This is a genomic window from Pseudomonas sp. EU05-FHT14B02 (assembly GCF_058791055.1).
On sequence record NZ_JBYTDD010000021.1, the window covers coordinates 28,099 to 44,171 of the forward strand.

General features: G+C 61.2%; 12 protein-coding genes, 1 tRNA gene and 1 riboswitch. All 13 genes read left to right on the forward strand.

Translation table 11 applies throughout. The features are described 5' to 3' along the window. The first annotated feature begins 93 nt into the window (after window positions 1-93). Window positions 94-194, forward strand: a riboswitch (guanidine-I (ykkC/yxkD leader). Window positions 195-254: 60 nt separating this feature from the next. The 13 genes from AC3WTM_RS19250 to AC3WTM_RS19310 all read left to right on the forward strand — a co-directional run bounded on the left by AC3WTM_RS19250 (window position 255) and on the right by AC3WTM_RS19310 (window position 16,024). Then, entirely contained in the window at window positions 255-1,322 is a 1,068-nt protein-coding gene (locus AC3WTM_RS19250) for a putative urea ABC transporter substrate-binding protein (protein ID WP_102672053.1), read from the forward strand. 15 nt (window positions 1,323-1,337) lie between these two features. Beyond that, complete coding sequence (locus AC3WTM_RS19255; RefSeq protein ID WP_102672054.1) at window positions 1,338-2,153, forward strand: ABC transporter permease; 816 nt, start codon at window positions 1,338-1,340, stop codon at window positions 2,151-2,153. Further along, window positions 2,150-2,938 (forward strand): ABC transporter ATP-binding protein, encoded by a 789-nt coding sequence (locus AC3WTM_RS19260; protein ID WP_102672055.1) that lies wholly within the window; start codon window positions 2,150-2,152, stop codon window positions 2,936-2,938. Before AC3WTM_RS19255 ends, AC3WTM_RS19260 begins: the two co-directional genes overlap by 4 nt. Before the next feature lie 13 nt (window positions 2,939-2,951). Then, a complete protein-coding gene (locus tag AC3WTM_RS19265; protein WP_102672056.1) occupies window positions 2,952-3,677 on the forward strand; it encodes an urea amidolyase associated protein UAAP1 in 726 nt (241 codons plus the stop codon). An 11-nt stretch (window positions 3,678-3,688) separates the two neighbouring features. Further along, the gene (locus AC3WTM_RS19270; RefSeq protein ID WP_102672057.1) at window positions 3,689-4,330 is read left to right on the forward strand and encodes an urea amidolyase associated protein UAAP2; all 642 of its coding nucleotides are present in this window, start codon (window positions 3,689-3,691) and stop codon (window positions 4,328-4,330) included. A gap of 289 nt (window positions 4,331-4,619) precedes the next feature. Then, a complete protein-coding gene (gene uca / locus AC3WTM_RS19275) occupies window positions 4,620-8,264 on the forward strand; it encodes an urea carboxylase (RefSeq protein ID WP_102672058.1) in 3,645 nt (1,214 codons plus the stop codon). 25 nt (window positions 8,265-8,289) lie between these two features. Beyond that, window positions 8,290-10,068 carry an allophanate hydrolase gene (gene atzF / locus AC3WTM_RS19280; protein WP_102672059.1) on the forward strand — a complete coding sequence of 593 codons (1,779 nt, stop codon included), beginning with the start codon at window positions 8,290-8,292 and terminating at the stop codon, window positions 10,066-10,068. A gap of 236 nt (window positions 10,069-10,304) precedes the next feature. Continuing rightward, on the forward strand, window positions 10,305-11,798 hold the full coding sequence (locus AC3WTM_RS19285; protein WP_102672060.1) for a sensor domain-containing diguanylate cyclase: 1,494 nt from the start codon (window positions 10,305-10,307) through the stop codon (window positions 11,796-11,798). Further along, window positions 11,785-12,003, forward strand: a complete 219-nt coding sequence (locus AC3WTM_RS19290) for a cysteine-rich CWC family protein (RefSeq protein WP_008050697.1) — start codon at window positions 11,785-11,787, stop codon at window positions 12,001-12,003. Before AC3WTM_RS19285 ends, AC3WTM_RS19290 begins: the two co-directional genes overlap by 14 nt. 33 nt (window positions 12,004-12,036) lie before the next feature. After that, window positions 12,037-12,729 carry a pseudouridine synthase gene (locus tag AC3WTM_RS19295; RefSeq protein ID WP_102672061.1) on the forward strand — a complete coding sequence of 231 codons (693 nt, stop codon included), beginning with the start codon at window positions 12,037-12,039 and terminating at the stop codon, window positions 12,727-12,729. A gap of 313 nt (window positions 12,730-13,042) precedes the next feature. Continuing rightward, entirely contained in the window at window positions 13,043-13,927 is an 885-nt protein-coding gene (locus AC3WTM_RS19300; protein WP_057716040.1) for an alpha/beta fold hydrolase, read from the forward strand. A 181-nt stretch (window positions 13,928-14,108) separates the two neighbouring features. After that, window positions 14,109-14,182: transfer RNA gene (locus AC3WTM_RS19305), tRNA-Gly, on the forward strand. Window positions 14,183-14,503: 321 nt separating this feature from the next. Beyond that, window positions 14,504-16,024 (forward strand): Fic family protein, encoded by a 1,521-nt coding sequence (locus tag AC3WTM_RS19310; RefSeq protein WP_102672062.1) that lies wholly within the window; start codon window positions 14,504-14,506, stop codon window positions 16,022-16,024. Window positions 16,025-16,073: the final 49 nt, after the last annotated feature.

Sequence of the window (16,073 nt, forward strand, 5' to 3'; positions counted from 1 at the left end):
CCCCCCACGCTAGAGCGCTCGGACCAACTTGGCACGCCTCTCGCTTTACTAAAACCGTGCAGGAGTCACTACAGGTTCGCGGCACCACAATTTGCAATGGCTGACTAGGGTTCCGGCTCGCAATCGCGAGTGACTGGTCCGAGAGTTGGCGACCTCCAGTTGAGGTTACACGGCGGGACAAAAGCCCGGGAGACAAGCCACCGTTATCGGTGCCGCTGCCGTCCTGTCCGTCCTTGATCAACTGGAGAACCACCATGTCCCAGCTTCGTTTACCCGCCCTGCTCGCCGCTGCGTTCGCCGCCCTCGTGAGCTTCTCGTCCCAGGCTGCACAGAAAGACCACTTCAGCGTGTGCTGGACGATCTACGCCGGCTGGATGCCCTGGGAATACGCCGGCAGCCAGGGCATCGTCGACAAATGGGCGAAGAAGTACGGCATCAAGATCGACGTGGTACAGCTCAATGACTACGTCGAATCCATCAACCAGTACACCGCCGGCCAGTTCGACGGTTGCACCATGACCAACATGGACGCGCTGACGATTCCGGCCGCTGGCGGCGTGGACAGCACCGCGCTGATCGTCAGTGATTTCTCCAACGGCAACGACGGCATCGTACTCAAGGGCGAAGGCAGGAAAGTCGCCGACCTCAAGGGCATGGACGTCAATCTGGTGGAGCTCTCTGTCTCCCACTACCTGCTGGCCCGGGCGCTGGATTCGGTGGACCTCACCGAAAAAGACCTGAAAGTGGTCAACACCTCCGACGCCGATATCTCGGCTGCTTTCAACACTGATCAGGTCAACGCCGTCACCACCTGGAACCCGATGCTCTCGGACATCAAGGCCAAGCCTGCGGTGACCGAGGTGTTCAACTCCAGCCAGATCCCCGGCGAAATCATGGACATGATGGTGGTCAACTCCCAAACCCTCAAAGACAACCCGGCCCTCGGCAAGGCACTGACCGGCGCCTGGTTCGAAGTGGTCGAGTTGATGAACGCGAAAAACGCCGCCAGCAAAGCCGCCCTTGAGCACATGGCCAAGGCCTCTGGCACTGACCTGGCGGGTTTCCAGGCGCAACTGGACACCACCAAATTGTTCGCCACCCCGAAAGAAGCCCTGGCGTTCAGTACCAGCAAGCAACTGCCGGAAACCATGCGCAAGGTCGCCGAGTTCTCCTTCCAGCACGGCTTGCTGGGTGAAGGCGCCAAAGACACCAGCGCGGTCGGCATGGCCTTCGCCAACGGCGTGACCAGCGGCGACAAGGGCAACCTCAAGCTGCGCTTCGACCCGAGTTACGTGCAGATGGCCGCCGACGCCAAGCTGTAATCAGGAGAACTGGCCATGCGCCTGATCAACCGTCACCCGGACCGCCCGAGTCGCCTGTTGCTGGTGATCCTGCCGTTCGCCCTGGTGCTGTTCGCCTACTTCATGGGCTCGGCCGAGCGACTGGCGGAAAACCCCAACGACAAGCTGCTGCCCAGCGCCGTGCAGATGACCGATGCGGTGAAACGCCTGGCCTTCGTGGCCGATAGCCGCACCGGCGAATACCTGCTCTGGCAGGACACGGCGTCCAGCCTGCAACGCCTGGCCATCGGCCTGGGCATCAGCGCCCTGGCCGGGCTGTGCCTGGGCATCGCCGCCGGTACCCTGCCGCTGTTCGGTGCGCCGTTGTCACCCTTGTTGACCGTGCTGTCGATGGTGCCACCGCTGGCGATCCTGCCGATCCTGTTCATCGTCTTCGGCTTGGGTGAGTTGTCGAAAGTGATGCTGATCGTGATCGGCATTACTCCGGCACTGGCCCGTGACCTGGAACAACGCGCCCGGGAAATTCCGGTGGAGTTGCTGATCAAGGCCCAGACCCTCGGCGCGTCTACCTGGACCCTGATGCTGCGGGTGGTGTTGCCGCAACTGCTGCCACGCCTGTTGATCTCGCTGCGACTGATGCTCGGCTCGGCGTGGCTGTTCCTGATTGCCGCCGAAGCCATCGCCTCCACCGACGGCCTCGGCTACCGGATTTTCCTGGTGCGCCGTTACCTGGCGATGGACGTGATTTTGCCGTACGTGGTGTGGATCACCCTGCTCGCCTGGTTGATGGATTGGGGGCTCAAGCAGCTGACCCGCCGCGCATTCCCTTGGTATGAAGGAGCGGCCAAATGAGCTTCATCACGGTGAAAAACGTCTGGCAGCAATACGTCGATCAGGTGGTGCTCGAAGGTCTGAACCTGACCGTCAACGAGGGTGAGTTCTGCACCCTGGTGGGTGCGTCCGGGTGCGGTAAATCCACCTTCCTACGTTTGCTGCTCGGTCAGGAGCGAGCCAGCCGCGGCGAAATCCTGCTCGACGGCCAGCCCTTGGCCGCAGAACCGGACGCCAGCCGTGGCGTGGTGTTCCAACGCTATTCGGTGTTCCCGCATCTGAGTGTTCTGGACAACGTCGCCCTCGGCCTCGAACTGCCGCGCTCGCGTTTGCTTGGACGCCTGTTCGGCAGCGCGAAAAAAGAAGCCCGCGAACAGGCTTCGGTGCTGCTGCACAAAGTCGGCCTGGGCCACTCGCTGGACAAGTACCCGGCGCAGCTCTCCGGCGGCATGCAACAACGGCTGGCCATCGCCCAGGCGCTGATCATGAAGCCGCGGGTGTTGCTGCTCGACGAACCGTTCGGCGCCCTCGACCCGGGCATCCGCAAAGACATGCACGCCTTGCTCCTGGAGCTGTGGCGCGAGACCCGACTGACGGTGTTCATGGTTACCCATGACCTGTCCGAAGGCTTCAGCCTGGGCACCCGCCTGCTGGTGTTCGACAAGGTCCGTCTCGACCCCCATGCACCCGGCCGCTATGGCGCACGCATCACCTACGACATCCCTTTGAACAGCGACCGCCGCACCCACAGTACCGCCGTCGACGCCCTGCCAGTGCAACTGGCGGGCTCACTTCGAACCGCTTGAGAGGTTTTTGCCCATGACTGATTCGACCCGACTGTTCCCGCCCTTCGCCGAGGAAATGCTCCCCGGCGGCGGCCATCGTTCCTTCGTGCTCAAACGCGGCCAATTGCTGCGTCTGACCGACCTGCGTGGCGGCGCCAATGTCAGCCTGACGTTGCTCAACGCCAATGAAAAAACCGAACGGCTGAACCTGCCCGACAGCCTCAAATGCCAACACACCGCCAAACTCACCGCCGGCCACTGCCTGTACTCGGACATGGGCCGCGTGCTGGCCGCCATCACCGCTGACACCTGCGGCTGGAGCGACAGCCTCGGCGGTGTGCTCTGCGCTGAAGAAGTGGCGCAAAAGTACGGCGCGGGCCGCTATCAGGAACTGCGCAACGGCTTCTTCCGCAACGGTACCGACAACCTGTTGGTGGAACTGGGCAAGTGGGGGCTGGGCCTGTCCGACCTGCTGATGACCCTCAACCTGTTCAGCCGCGTGAACGTCGATGACGCCGGGCGCTTCCATTTCGTGGAGGGCAATTCCAAGGCTGGCGACTACATCGAGTTGTACGCGCCGATGGACACCCTGGTGGTGCTCACCGCCCTGCAGCACCCGATGGACCCGTCGCCGGAATATGCACCGAAACCGCTGAAGCTCAGCTGGATGAACGCCGACGCCACCGTCGCCGAACACTGCCGTACCTCGCGCCCGGAAAACGAGCGCGGCTTCATCAACACCGACCGTTTGTTTGCCTGAGGATCGCTGCCATGTCACTCGCAATCGCTACCGTTCACAAGCAACCAGACACCGCGATCTACCGCGCCACCATCCCCGCCGGCGAGCCTTGGCTGATGGAGATCAAGGCGGGACAGACCCTGCGCATCCTCGACCTTGAAGGTAATCAAGCCGTCGACACCTTGTTCTACAGCGTCGCCAATCCCAGGGAGCGCTACGACGTGCAGCGCACCCTGCGTCGGCAAAACAGCGTGTACCTGAGCACTGGCAGTGTGCTGTATTCCAACCTCGGCAAGCCGATGCTAACCATCGTCGCCGACACTTGCGGGCGTCACGACACCCTCGGCGGCGCCTGTGCGCAAGAAAGCAACACCGTGCGCTACGCCCTGGAAAAACGCTACATGCACAGCTGCCGCGACAACTACCTGCGCGCCTGTGCTCACGATGGCCGCCTGGGCAAGGGCGACATCGGGCCGAATATCAACTTCTTCATGAACGTTCCAGTTACTGCCGACGGCGGCCTGACCTTCGAAGACGGCATCTCGGCACCGGGCAAGTACGTCGACCTGCGGGCCGAGATGGACGTGATCGTGCTGATCTCCAACTGCCCGCAACTGAACAACCCCTGCAACGCCTACAACCCCACCCCTGCGGAGCTGCTGGTATGGAACTGAAGTTCTCGCGGTTGCGTCGCTGGTTGTTCGCCTTATGCCAGGCCCGTTCCGGCCAGTGCCTCAAACCTCAGGAACACCACCCCCTGTAGGAGCGAGCTCGCTCGCGAAAAACCCGAAGCCACCGCTAGGCATCTGGTTTCACGCGTAATCGTTCACGACCATCGCGAGCAAGCTCGCTCCTACAGGGGGGCGGTGGTGATTTGAAGAAATCTGATTCTGCCGCCGGGGACGACCCCGGCTCTCATCGAAAAACTGCGGGACGGCCCGCATCCCCTCCAGGGGTTATGCCATGTTCGAAAAAGTCCTGATTGCCAACCGTGGCGCCATTGCCTGTCGCATCCTGCGGACCCTGCGTGAACTGCAAGTGCAGGGCGTTGCCGTGTACTCCGAAGCCGATGCCGCCAGCCTGCACATCCTGCAAGCCGATGAGGCCCACAGCCTCGGTGAAGGTGCAGCGGCTGGAACTTACCTGGCGGTCGATAAAATCCTCGCCATCGCCAAGTCCACCGGCGCCACCGCGATCCATCCCGGCTACGGCTTTCTTTCGGAAAACGCCGCGTTCGCCGAAGCCTGCGAGGCCGCCAACATCGCCTTCATCGGCCCGACGCCCGAACAACTGCGGGTGTTCGGCCTCAAGCACACCGCACGCGCCCTGGCCAAACAACACGGCGTGCCGATGCTCGAAGGCACCGAACTGCTCGACAGCCTCGATGCCGCGCTGCTGGCCGGTGAACAGGTCGGCTACCCGGTGATGCTCAAGAGCACCGCTGGCGGTGGCGGCATCGGCATGCGCGTGTGCCGCAGCGCGGCCGAGTTGAGCGAATCCTTCGAAGCGGTCAAGCGCCTGGGCCAGAACAATTTCAGCGACGCCGGAGTGTTCATCGAGAAGTACATACAGCGCGCCCGGCACCTGGAAGTACAGGTGTTCGGCGACGGTCGCGGCGAAGTGATCGCCCTCGGCGTGCGTGATTGCTCGGTACAACGACGCAACCAGAAAGTCCTAGAAGAAACCCCTGCGCCGAACCTGCCCGACGGCATGGCCGATGAACTGTGTGCGGCGGCGATCAAATTGGCCAAGGCAGTGAATTACCGCAGCGCCGGCACCGTGGAGTTTGTGTTCGACAGCGAGGCCCAGCGTTTCTACTTCCTGGAAGTGAACACCCGTTTGCAGGTGGAACACGGTGTCACCGAACAGGTGTGGGGTGTCGACCTGGTGCGCTGGATGGTGCAACTGGCGGCCGGCGATCTGCCACCCCTGTGCGAACTGATGCAGGGTTTGCAACCGGTGGGTCATGCGATTCAGGCGCGGTTGTATGCCGAGGATCCGGGTCGCGACTTTCAACCCAGCCCAGGCTTGCTTACCGCCGTGGATTTCCCGGTGGCCAATGGCGTTCAATTGCGTATCGACACCTGGGTCGAGGCTGGCTGCGAGATCCCGCCCTACTTCGACCCGATGATCGCCAAGGTCATCAGTTGGGCGCCAACTCGCGAAGAGGCCAGCGCGGATCTGCATCAGGCGCTGGGGGCCAGCCTGCTCTACGGCGTGGAAACCAACCGCGACTACCTGCGGCAGATTCTGCTCGATGTGCCTTTCGCCAGCGGCCAGCCATGGACCCGTTGCCTGGAAGGCCTGGTGTATCAGGCCAACACCTTCGAGGTGCTCAGCGCCGGCACCCAGACCAGCGTTCAGGACTATCCCGGCCGACTCGGTTACTGGGCGGTGGGCGTACCGCCATCCGGGCCGATGGACAGTCGCGCGCTGCGTCTGGGCAACCGTCTGCTGGGCAATGACGAAGGCGCAGCGGCGCTGGAAATCACCATGAGCGGACCGTTGCTGCGCTTCAATTGCGAGACGGTGGTGACGGTGACCGGCGCGGTGATTCCGTTGGCTTTGAACGGCGAAAGCGTACCGATGAACACGGCACTGCTGATTCCAGCGGGCGCAATGTTGAGCCTTGGCACCATTGCAGGCGCAGGTGCGCGCACCTATCTGTGCCTGCGCGGTGGCCTGCAAGTGCCGGACTATCTGGGCAGCAAAAGCACCTTCACCCTCGGCCAGTTTGGCGGCCATGGTGGTCGCGCATTGCGAGCCGGTGATGTGTTGCACCTGCCAGCCCTGAATGACCGCAGTGCCGGTCAGCAACTGGCTGAAGAACAGGCCACCAAGTTGCCGGCAGTTCGGCAGATTCGCGTGATCTACGGCCCCCACGGCGCCCCGGAGTACTTCACCGAACACTACATCGGCACCTTCTTCGCCACGCAGTGGGAAGTGCATTTCAACTCCAGCCGCACGGGCGTTCGCCTGATCGGACCGAAGCCTGAGTGGGTGCGTGCCGACGGCGGTGAAGCCGGTTTGCATCCGTCGAACATCCACGACAATCCATATGCGATCGGCGCGGTGGATTTTACCGGTGACATGCCGGTGATCCTCGGCCCGGATGGCCCGAGCCTTGGCGGGTTCGTGTGCCCGGTGACAGTGATCGAGGCAGATCTTTGGCAACTGGGGCAGCTCAAGGCTGGGGACAAGGTGCAGTTCTTGCCCGTCGACCTCAAGACCGCCCGCAGCCTCGCCTTGAAATGGGATCACTGTGGGAGCGAGCTTGCTCGCGATAGCGGTGTTTCAGTCACACAGATGTCGGATGTGATGCCGTCATCGCGAGCAAGCTCGCTCCCACAGGGGATTGAGTCGCCTGTGGTATTGGACATTGGGCAGGACGACACACGGCTGGTGGCAAGACTGTCCGGCGACACCCACCTGCTGCTGGAAATCGGCGCCCCGGAACTCGATCTGGTCCTGCGTTTCCGCGCCCACGCCCTGATGCAGGCGCTGGAAAGCAAATACCTGCACGGCGTGATCGACCTCACCCCCGGCATCCGCTCACTGCAGGTCCACTACCAACCCGAGCAACTGCCGCTGTCCGACCTGCTCGGCATCGTCGCCGGCGAATGGGACGCCGTGTGCGCCGCCAAGGATCTGCAAGTGCCCTCGCGCATCGTGCATCTGCCGCTGTCCTGGGACGACCCGGCGTGCCAGTTGGCCATCGAGAAATACATGACCACGGTGCGCAAGGACGCGCCGTGGTGCCCGAGCAACCTGGAGTTCATCCGCCGCATCAACGACCTGCCGAACCTCGATGAAGTGCAGCGCACGGTGTTCGACGCCAGTTACCTGGTGATGGGCCTGGGCGACGTCTACCTCGGCGCACCGGTCGCCACCCCGCTCGACCCGCGCCATCGCCTGGTGACCACCAAGTACAACCCGGCGCGCACCTGGACCGCGGAAAACTCGGTGGGCATCGGTGGCGCCTACATGTGCGTCTACGGCATGGAAGGCCCCGGTGGCTATCAGTTCGTCGGGCGCACGTTACAGATGTGGAACCGCTACCGCGAAGTCGCCGCGTTCGATGGCAAACCCTGGTTGCTGCGGTTTTTCGACCAGATCCGATTCTACCCGGTCAGCGCCGATGAACTGCTACGCATCCGCCGGGAGTTCCCCCTCGGGCGCTTCGACCTGAACATCGAGCACAGCCAGTTGAACCTGGCGGATTACCAGGCGTTCCTGGCCAGCGAAGCCGAGACCATCGAGGCGTTTCGCGACCAGCAGAAAGGCGCATTCAATGCCGAGCGCGAACGCTGGATCGCCAGTGGCCAGGCGCATTTCGACAGTGAAGAAGCGGCCCCGGAGGCCACCGAGGATGCACCGCTGGAAAACGGCCAACAGAGCGTCGACAGCCACATCGCCGGCAACCTCTGGCAGGTTCAGGTGGAGGTCGGCAGTCGGGTCGCGGCCGGCGATGTGCTGGTGATCCTGGAGTCGATGAAGATGGAAATCCCCCTGCTCGCGCCAATGGCCGGTGTGGTGCGCGAGATTCGCGTGCAACCGGGTTCGGCGGTGCGCGCCGGGCAGCGCGTCGTGGTGCTGGAACTTGACTGAACCCATTTTGAAAAGGACTCATGCCATGAACATCAATCTGCAACTCGACGCCCTGCGTGGCGCTTATCGCGAAGGCTGCACCACGCCACGGCAATTGCTGCTGCAGCTGCGGGACAAAGCCGCGGCACTGAACCCGGACTATCACCTGTTCATTCATTTGCTCAGTGTCGCTGAACTGGAGCCTTACCTCGCCGCCCTCGACGGTCGCGACCTAGACAGCCTGCCGCTGTATGGCGTGCCGTTCGCGATCAAGGACAACATCGACCTGGCGGGCATTCCGACCACGGCGGCGTGCCCGGCATTCGCCTATGTGCCGGAGCGCTCGGCGACCATCGTCGAACAACTGCTGGCCCTTGGTGCGATCCCGCTGGGCAAGACCAATCTCGACCAGTTCGCCACGGGGCTCAACGGCAGCCGCTCACCGTACGGCGCGTGCCCCAACAGCGTATTGCCGGAGTATCCGTCGGGCGGTTCCAGCGCCGGATCGTCGCTGGCGGTGGCGCTCGGGGTCGTAAGCTTTGCGCTGGGCACCGACACCGCCGGCTCCGGTCGTGTGCCGGCGGCGTTGAACAACCTGGTCGGTCTGAAAGCCACCAAGGGCCTGATCTCGACGGCCGGCGTGGTTCCGGCCTGTCGTACGCTGGATTGCGTCACCACCTTCACCGCCACGGCGCGGGAAGCCAGTCAGTTGCTGGCGCTCACCGCACGCCTCGACCCTCGGGACGAATACAGCCGCAGCAACCCCCTGTGGAACGACGGTTCGGCGTTTGGTACACCACGCCCCTTCCGGTTCGGCGTACCCCGTGCACAGGACCTGCAATTCTTCGGTTGCCCTGAAGGCCCACTGTTGTTCGGTGATGCCATCGACCGTCTCAAGGCCCTGGGCGGCGAAGCAGTGGAACTGGACCTGTCGCCGTTTCTGGAGGCTGCACGCTTGCTCTATGAAGGCCCGTGGGTGGCCGAGCGCTACAGCGTGGTCGGGGAGTTGATGGCGCAAAACCCGGAGGCCGTGTTACCGGTTATTCGCACCGTATTGGCCAAGGCACCCGCCGTCGACGGCGTACAAACCTTCCGCGCCCAATACCGGCTGCAAGCGCTCAAAGCCCTGTGCGACACAGCACTGCAAGGCCTGGACTGCGTCGTCACGCCAACCATCGGCCGCCCGGTGACGCTGGCGGAACTCGAGGCCGAACCGGTGCTGCGCAATTCGGAACTGGGCTACTACACCAACTTCATGAACCTGCTCGACTACGCCGCCGTCGCCGTGCCCAGCGCGTTCATGGACAACGGCATGCCTTGGGGCGTGACGCTGTTTGGCCGGGCCTTTACCGATCAGTATCTGTTGGGCGTGGCGGATGCCTTGCAGCGTCAGCAAGGCCTGGCCACGCCTGCACCGGCGACGGTGGCACGCCATGATCGAGCGCGACTGGTGGTCTGTGGGGCGCACCTGGACGGGTTGGCGTTGAACTGGCAGCTCAAGCAGCGCGGTGCCCGTTTGGTGGAAACGACATTCAGCTCACCGGACTATCAACTCCATGCCCTGGCCGGCGGCCCGCCGTTTCGTCCGGGCATGGTCCGCGTGAAGGATGGCGGCGTGGCGATTGCGGTGGAAGTCTGGGAGTTGCCGAGCAGCGAGTTGGGCTCGTTCCTGACCGGGATTCCGGCACCACTGGGGCTGGGCAAGGTGCAACTGGCGGACGGTCGCTGGGAGACCGGGTTTATCTGCGAGGCGTATGGGCTGGAGGGCGCGGTGAACATCAGCCATTTGGGCGGGTGGCGGATGTATCTGAAAACACTCGGCTAAACACCAGACTCACATGCAACACCACCCCCTGTGGGAGCGAGCTTGCTCGCGATGGCGTCAGCACATTCACGATTGATGTGACTGACACACCGCCATCGCGAGCAAGCTAGCTCCCACAAGGACCACGCGCAACCTCCATGGAACACAGGAACGCCCATTCGCGGCACACATAGGGCAGTTATTTCCCCGCAGTGCCATTAGAATGCAACCATCGGATGACTGCCAATGGAACTGCCATGCCGCTTCGCTCGCCGCTGTACTCTCAACGTTCGTTGGTGCTCACGCTGGTCGCGTTGCTGAGCGCAGGCTTCCTCGCCACTTCCTTTCTCAGCTACTACGCCTCCCGGGCTTCGATCCGCGACAACATCGTCAACACCGAATTGCCGCTGACATCGGATACGGTCTACTCGGAAATCCAGAAAGACCTCGTCAGGCCGATCCTGATTTCCTCGATGATGGCTCGCGACACCTTCATGCGCGACTGGGTGGTCAATGGTGAAAAGGATTCCGACCAGATGACCCGTTACCTCAACGAGGTCATGACCCACTACGGCGCCTACACCGCGTTTTTCGTCTCCAACACCAGCCTGACCTACTACCACGCCAAGGGTGTGCTCAAGCAGGTCAAGGCCACCGAGCCCCGCGATGCCTGGTACTTCCGTGTGCGGGACATGAAGGATCCGTACGAGATCAACGTCGACCCGGACCTCGCCAACAAGGACAACCTGACCTTTTTCATCAACTACAAGGTCTACGACTACAACAGCCGATTCATCGGCGCGGCCGGGGTTGGCCTGACCGTCGACGCGGTGATCAAGCTGATCGACAAGTACCAGCAGCGTTATCAGCGCAGCGTGTATTTCGTCGACAACTTCGGGCGCCTGGTGCTCACCGGCGCCGGAGGGGGCCCGCAGGGTGCGCGCATCGGGCAGAAACTCAGCGAACTCGACAGCATGAAAGACTTGGTCAGCCGGCTGCCTAAACCCCACAGCGGCAGCTATGAATACTCCGTGCAGGGCCAGGGGCATTTCCTCAACGTACGGTTTATCCCGGAGCTGAACTGGTACCTGTTCGTCGACAAACGCGAAGACAGCGCCCTCGGTGAAATCCGCCAGTCGCTGTACCTCAACCTGTTGATCTGCCTGCTGGTCACCTTGATCGTGCTGGCCCTGCTCAACCGGGTGATCAAACGCTATCAGGACAAGATCCAGGCCCAGGCCATCCTCGACAGCCTGACCGAACTGCCCAACCGTCGCGGCTTCGACCTGCTGGCCGCGCAGGCCATGCACGAAGCCCGGCGCGAGCCCAAGCCGCTGACCGCTTTGCTGCTGGACCTGGACCACTTCAAAGCGCTGAACGACACCTACGGCCACCTGGCCGGCGACCAGGTACTGATCGGTTTTGCCCGGGATCTGGAAAGTTGCCTGCGGCACTCCGACATCGTCTGCCGCTGGGGCGGTGAAGAGTTCATCGTGCTACTCAAGGACACCGACGGTAAGACCGGTCTGATGATTGCCGAGAAAATTCGTCAGCACGTGGAACAACAGCGCTATGCCTACAACAGTCAGGCCTTGCATGTGACCGTCAGCATAGGCCTCACCACCCAGCAGCCCGATGACACCTTGCACAGCCTGCTGTCACGGGCGGATCATGCGATGTATCGGGCCAAGCAATCTGGCCGTAACCGAACCTGCGTGGAAAAACCTCACTTCAGCTATGAACCAGCCTGACCTCTGCCCGGCCTGCGGTGCACCCAACGACTGCACCCTGGCCGACCCGCGAACCGCCGACCGCGCCTGCTGGTGCTACGGCGTCAGCATCGACCCGGCGGTGCTCCAGGCGCTGCCGGCGGAACTGCGCGACGCCTCGTGCCTGTGCCCGCGCTGCGCCGAGGTCGAGGCGCAGTTGCAAGCAGCGTCCGGGTCGATCAAGTAAGATGCGCACCCCTTTCTGCACTGATCCCTAGTCATGCGTGTCGACCGATTCCTCAGCAACCTGCCGTGCTTCAACCGTAAGCAGGTACGCCTGTTGCTGGTGGAAAAACGCGTGAGGGTTGACGGAAAAGTCGTCAGTGACCCGCACAGCGAAGTCCGTGAATTCAGCCGCGTCGAAGTCGACAACGAAGTGCTGCAAGTCGGTAAACCCCTGCGCCATTTCATGTTGCACAAGCCCGCCGGATGCGTCAGCGCCACCCGGGATCCGCAGCACCCGACCGTGCTCGATTTGATCCATGAACCGGACAAGGACGAACTGCACATCGCCGGACGCCTGGACTTCAACACCACCGGCCTGATGCTGATCACCAACGACGGCAGCTGGTCGCGGCGCCTGACCCAGCCGCAGACCAAACTGCCCAAGGTCTATTACGTCGAAACCGAGCAGGACATCGGCCCCGAATACGCGATCAAATTCAACGAAGGGCTGTACTTCGCCTTCGAAGACCTCACCACGCAACCCGCCGGGCTAGAGCTGCTCGGGCCAAAATGCGCACGCCTGAGCATCGTCGAGGGCCGCTATCACCAGGTCAAGCGCATGTTCGGCCACTTCGACAACAAGGTGATGCGCCTGCATCGCGAACGCATGGGGTCGCTGGTGCTCGACGACACCTTGAAACCGGGCGAATACCGCCCGCTGACCGACGAAGAGATCGGATCGATCTAAGCGCGCGACCGCTCAGCAGAAAGTTGTCGAACAATTTACCAACGGCACTTGCGCAATGATGTGACCCCTGCTTGAATCAGGACGTCGGCCGAAATGTGACCGACGAGTCACCCCATACTTCTAAGAAACTTTTTGCCGGTAGGAACCCAAGGGTTCCGGCCTCATCCGGCAGACTGCCCGCCAATAACAATACCCGTCGACCGGACTGCAATGGATCGACATGGGCCTCTCAAATTCCAGGCGTATGCCTACCTGTCACAAAGCTCGTGCAATCTCATTTGCGCGCATACCCGCTTGCCAGGAGTCTTATGACATGAGGCCAGAAATCGCTGTGCTGGATATACAGGGTCAGTATCGGGTTTACACGGAGTTCTATCGCGCGGACGCCGCAGAGAAGACCATTATCTTGGTCAACGGCTCGATGGCCACGACTGCGTCGTTTGCACAAACCGTGAAAAACCTCCATCCGCAGTTCAACGTCGTCTGCTACGACCAGCCCTACGCGGGCCGGTCAAAAGCCCACAACCTGCATGAAAAAATGCTCACCAAGGAAATCGAAGGGCAGATCCTGCTGGAGCTGATCGACCACTTCGCCGCCGAGCACGTACTGTCGTTTTCCTGGGGCGGTGCCGCGACCATGATGGCATTGTCGCAACGGCCACGGCGCATCGAAAAAGCCGTGATCAGCTCGTTCTCCCCGGTGATCAACGCGCACATGCTCGACTACCTCGAGCGCGGCGTCGAACACCTCGGCAACCTGGATCGCGACCGGGTCGGGCACCTGGTGAACGACACCATCGGCAAACACCTGCCGTCGTTGTTCAAGCGCTTTAACTATCGCCACGTCAGCTCCCTGGCCGAACATGAGTACGGGCAGATGCACTTCCACATCAGCGACGTGCTGCACAGCGACCGCCAGTGCTACCTGCACGCGGCGAAGAAAATCGACGTGCCGGTGCTGTTCCTCAACGGCGAATGGGACGAATACACCGCCGCCGACGACGCCCGGTTGTTCGCCGGCCACGTGCAACACAGCACGTTCAGCACCATTCAGGCCACCGGCCACTTTCTCGACATGGAGCACAAGGCCGCCTGCCGAGACAGCCGCAACGCACTGATGGGCTTCCTGAAACCAGCGCAACTCGAAAGCCGACCGCGTTACCACAACGCCCAGGAACACCATGCATTGGCAGGCTGAAGTAGCGTCATCGCGAGCAAGCCCCGCCCTGCTGCGTTAAACGTATTGCGCAGGCGCGAGGCTTGCCCGCGATCGACCGTCATGCGGTCCGGGCTTTTTTGTCACCTCTGCGTTAAACCCGCTCCACGTAAAGAAAAACTTCAAATCCGCAGCCGTATCTGGTACAAAGTCAGCGCTCTGAGCGGGTGTCGTATAATGGCATTACTCCAGCTTCCCAAGCTGATAACGAGGGTTCGATTCCCTTCACCCGCTCCAATCGAATTTTGATCTCACGTCAGGGTTGTTTTGACGGGGGATGCAGAGACAGAAAAAACCGGCCTTGATGGCCGGTTTTTTTGTGTCCGGGATTTGGTGGATTTTGCTTCTTCAGTCATTCCGCCATTTTCCCTGATCGATTAGCAAGTGCCCTTGGGCGATAGCGTCTATCCTGAGACCTGTTAGCGTTTTTTTCGAAAAGCACGGATTTGTTATCAAATTCAATCCGACATTAGTGTTTTTACCGTTTCGAAATTAGCGTTTTCGCATAAGATCAAGGTTCTGTTAGCGTTTTTCTTGTCCCAGTAAAGGATTTCGTCAATGCAAGTCGGTTTCAAGACCCTCGCGACCCGTTACGACATCGCACTGGCACAGCCTCTGCGCGTCGAATCCATGATCGGCACTGTACGTGTCAATCGCGAAACTGACGGCAATGTGGAGAACCGATACCCGACAAGCTATCGGCCCGCAGACGATTTCGCAGGACATTTCGAATTCGGCCTCAAGTACGAGGAGATCCACCTCGAGTTCTTCGCCCGCCTGTTTGCAGCCATAGGCCCGCTGCCTGTCGAAGAGTGGTGTCGACGGGAGCCTTTCGGTCAATACGCCCGCCGCACGGGGTTCCTCTACGAATGGCTGACAGGCGAACGCCTGGATGTGCCTGACGTGACCAATGGCGGCTATGTTGATGTACTTTCGCCCCAAGATTATCTGACTCGTCGCGAAGCTCTGCGAACTCGTCGTTGGCGCATCAACAACAACCTGCCGGGGACGGCTGAGTTCTGCCCCTTGGTTCGTCGTACGGTGCCAGTGCGAGAAGCTCTGCAATTCAATCTGCGCGAAGCATTGGGTGAATTGGATCAGGCCTTTGGTGCCGACATCCTGATGCGTACGGCCAGTTGGCTGACGTTCAAGGAATCGCGCGCGAGTTTTCTCATCGAAAAGGAAGCCGACCAGGCGGATCGCATCCAGCGGTTTGCCCATGTCATTGCCCAGCACTGCGGTCATATCAAAGACCCGTTGAGCAACGACAGTCTGCATTCCCTGCAAGCTGGCATTCTTGGACACGACGCCATCGGACTGGGCTTGCGGCGCTCTCCCGTATTTGTGGGGCAAGCCACGATGCGCGAGGACATCGTGCATTACATTGCCCCCCATTTCGCAGACCTCGCTCAGCTCTTGGCAGGCCTCAACGAGTTTGAGGTCGCAACCCGTGGTGCTGAGTCAGTGGCACGTGCCGCAGTGTTGGCATTTGGCTTCGTGTACATCCATCCCATGCGCGACGGAAATGGCCGGATTCACCGTTTCCTGATCAACGACACCCTGGTTCGGGACAAGGCTGTGCCCGACGGCGTGATATTGCCGGTCTCTGCCACAATCACAAGCTCGATCGACTTCAGGGCCGGCTACGATCGTACGCTCGAAGTATTCTCGCGACCGTTCATGCGACGTTACGCGACGGCCCATCGGTTCGGCGAACTCGTGACCTACGAGGACGGTACTCGCAGCAACTTCATCTTCGATGAATATGAGGACGCGCGTTTTGCCTGGCGCTATCCCGATCTGACCGAACACGTCCTGTACACCTCACGCGTTGTCGAGCACACGATTAAAAAGGAAATGGCGGATGAAGCCAGAGTACTGGTGATCTTTCAGCGAGCGCAGGAACAGTTGAAAGAGGTATTGGAAATGCCAGACCAGGACGCGAATCGCATCATTCGCTCTATCAAGGAGAATGGCTGGACGGTGTCGGGCAAGCTGAAGAAAGGGTATCCGCAACTTGAAGATGAGCGCGTGGCAGAGCGCGTTGTGGAGGCTGTGCGTTCTGCGTTTGAGGATTGAGAGATGGGAGGTGGATTAAGTAAAAAACGCACTTTTAGCCGTTTTTTGT

Excerpts from the sequence above, each read along its gene's own strand:
- AC3WTM_RS19250 (WP_102672053.1), top strand. The coding sequence starts at position 255 with ATGTCCCAGCTTCGTTTACCCGCCCTGCTCGCCGCTGCGTTCGCCGCC.
- uca (WP_102672058.1), top strand. The coding sequence starts at position 4,620 with ATGTTCGAAAAAGTCCTGATTGCCAACCGTGGCGCCATTGCCTGTCGC.
- AC3WTM_RS19260 (WP_102672055.1), top strand. The coding sequence starts at position 2,150 with ATGAGCTTCATCACGGTGAAAAACGTCTGGCAGCAATACGTCGATCAG.
- AC3WTM_RS19295 (WP_102672061.1), top strand. The coding sequence starts at position 12,037 with ATGCGTGTCGACCGATTCCTCAGCAACCTGCCGTGCTTCAACCGTAAG.
- atzF (WP_102672059.1), top strand. The coding sequence starts at position 8,290 with ATGAACATCAATCTGCAACTCGACGCCCTGCGTGGCGCTTATCGCGAA.
- AC3WTM_RS19285 (WP_102672060.1), top strand. The coding sequence starts at position 10,305 with ATGCCGCTTCGCTCGCCGCTGTACTCTCAACGTTCGTTGGTGCTCACG.
- AC3WTM_RS19270 (WP_102672057.1), top strand. The coding sequence starts at position 3,689 with ATGTCACTCGCAATCGCTACCGTTCACAAGCAACCAGACACCGCGATC.
- AC3WTM_RS19310 (WP_102672062.1), top strand. The coding sequence starts at position 14,504 with ATGCAAGTCGGTTTCAAGACCCTCGCGACCCGTTACGACATCGCACTG.
- AC3WTM_RS19265 (WP_102672056.1), top strand. The coding sequence starts at position 2,952 with ATGACTGATTCGACCCGACTGTTCCCGCCCTTCGCCGAGGAAATGCTC.
- AC3WTM_RS19255 (WP_102672054.1), top strand. The coding sequence starts at position 1,338 with ATGCGCCTGATCAACCGTCACCCGGACCGCCCGAGTCGCCTGTTGCTG.
- AC3WTM_RS19300 (WP_057716040.1), top strand. The coding sequence starts at position 13,043 with ATGAGGCCAGAAATCGCTGTGCTGGATATACAGGGTCAGTATCGGGTT.
- AC3WTM_RS19290 (WP_008050697.1), top strand. The coding sequence starts at position 11,785 with ATGAACCAGCCTGACCTCTGCCCGGCCTGCGGTGCACCCAACGACTGC.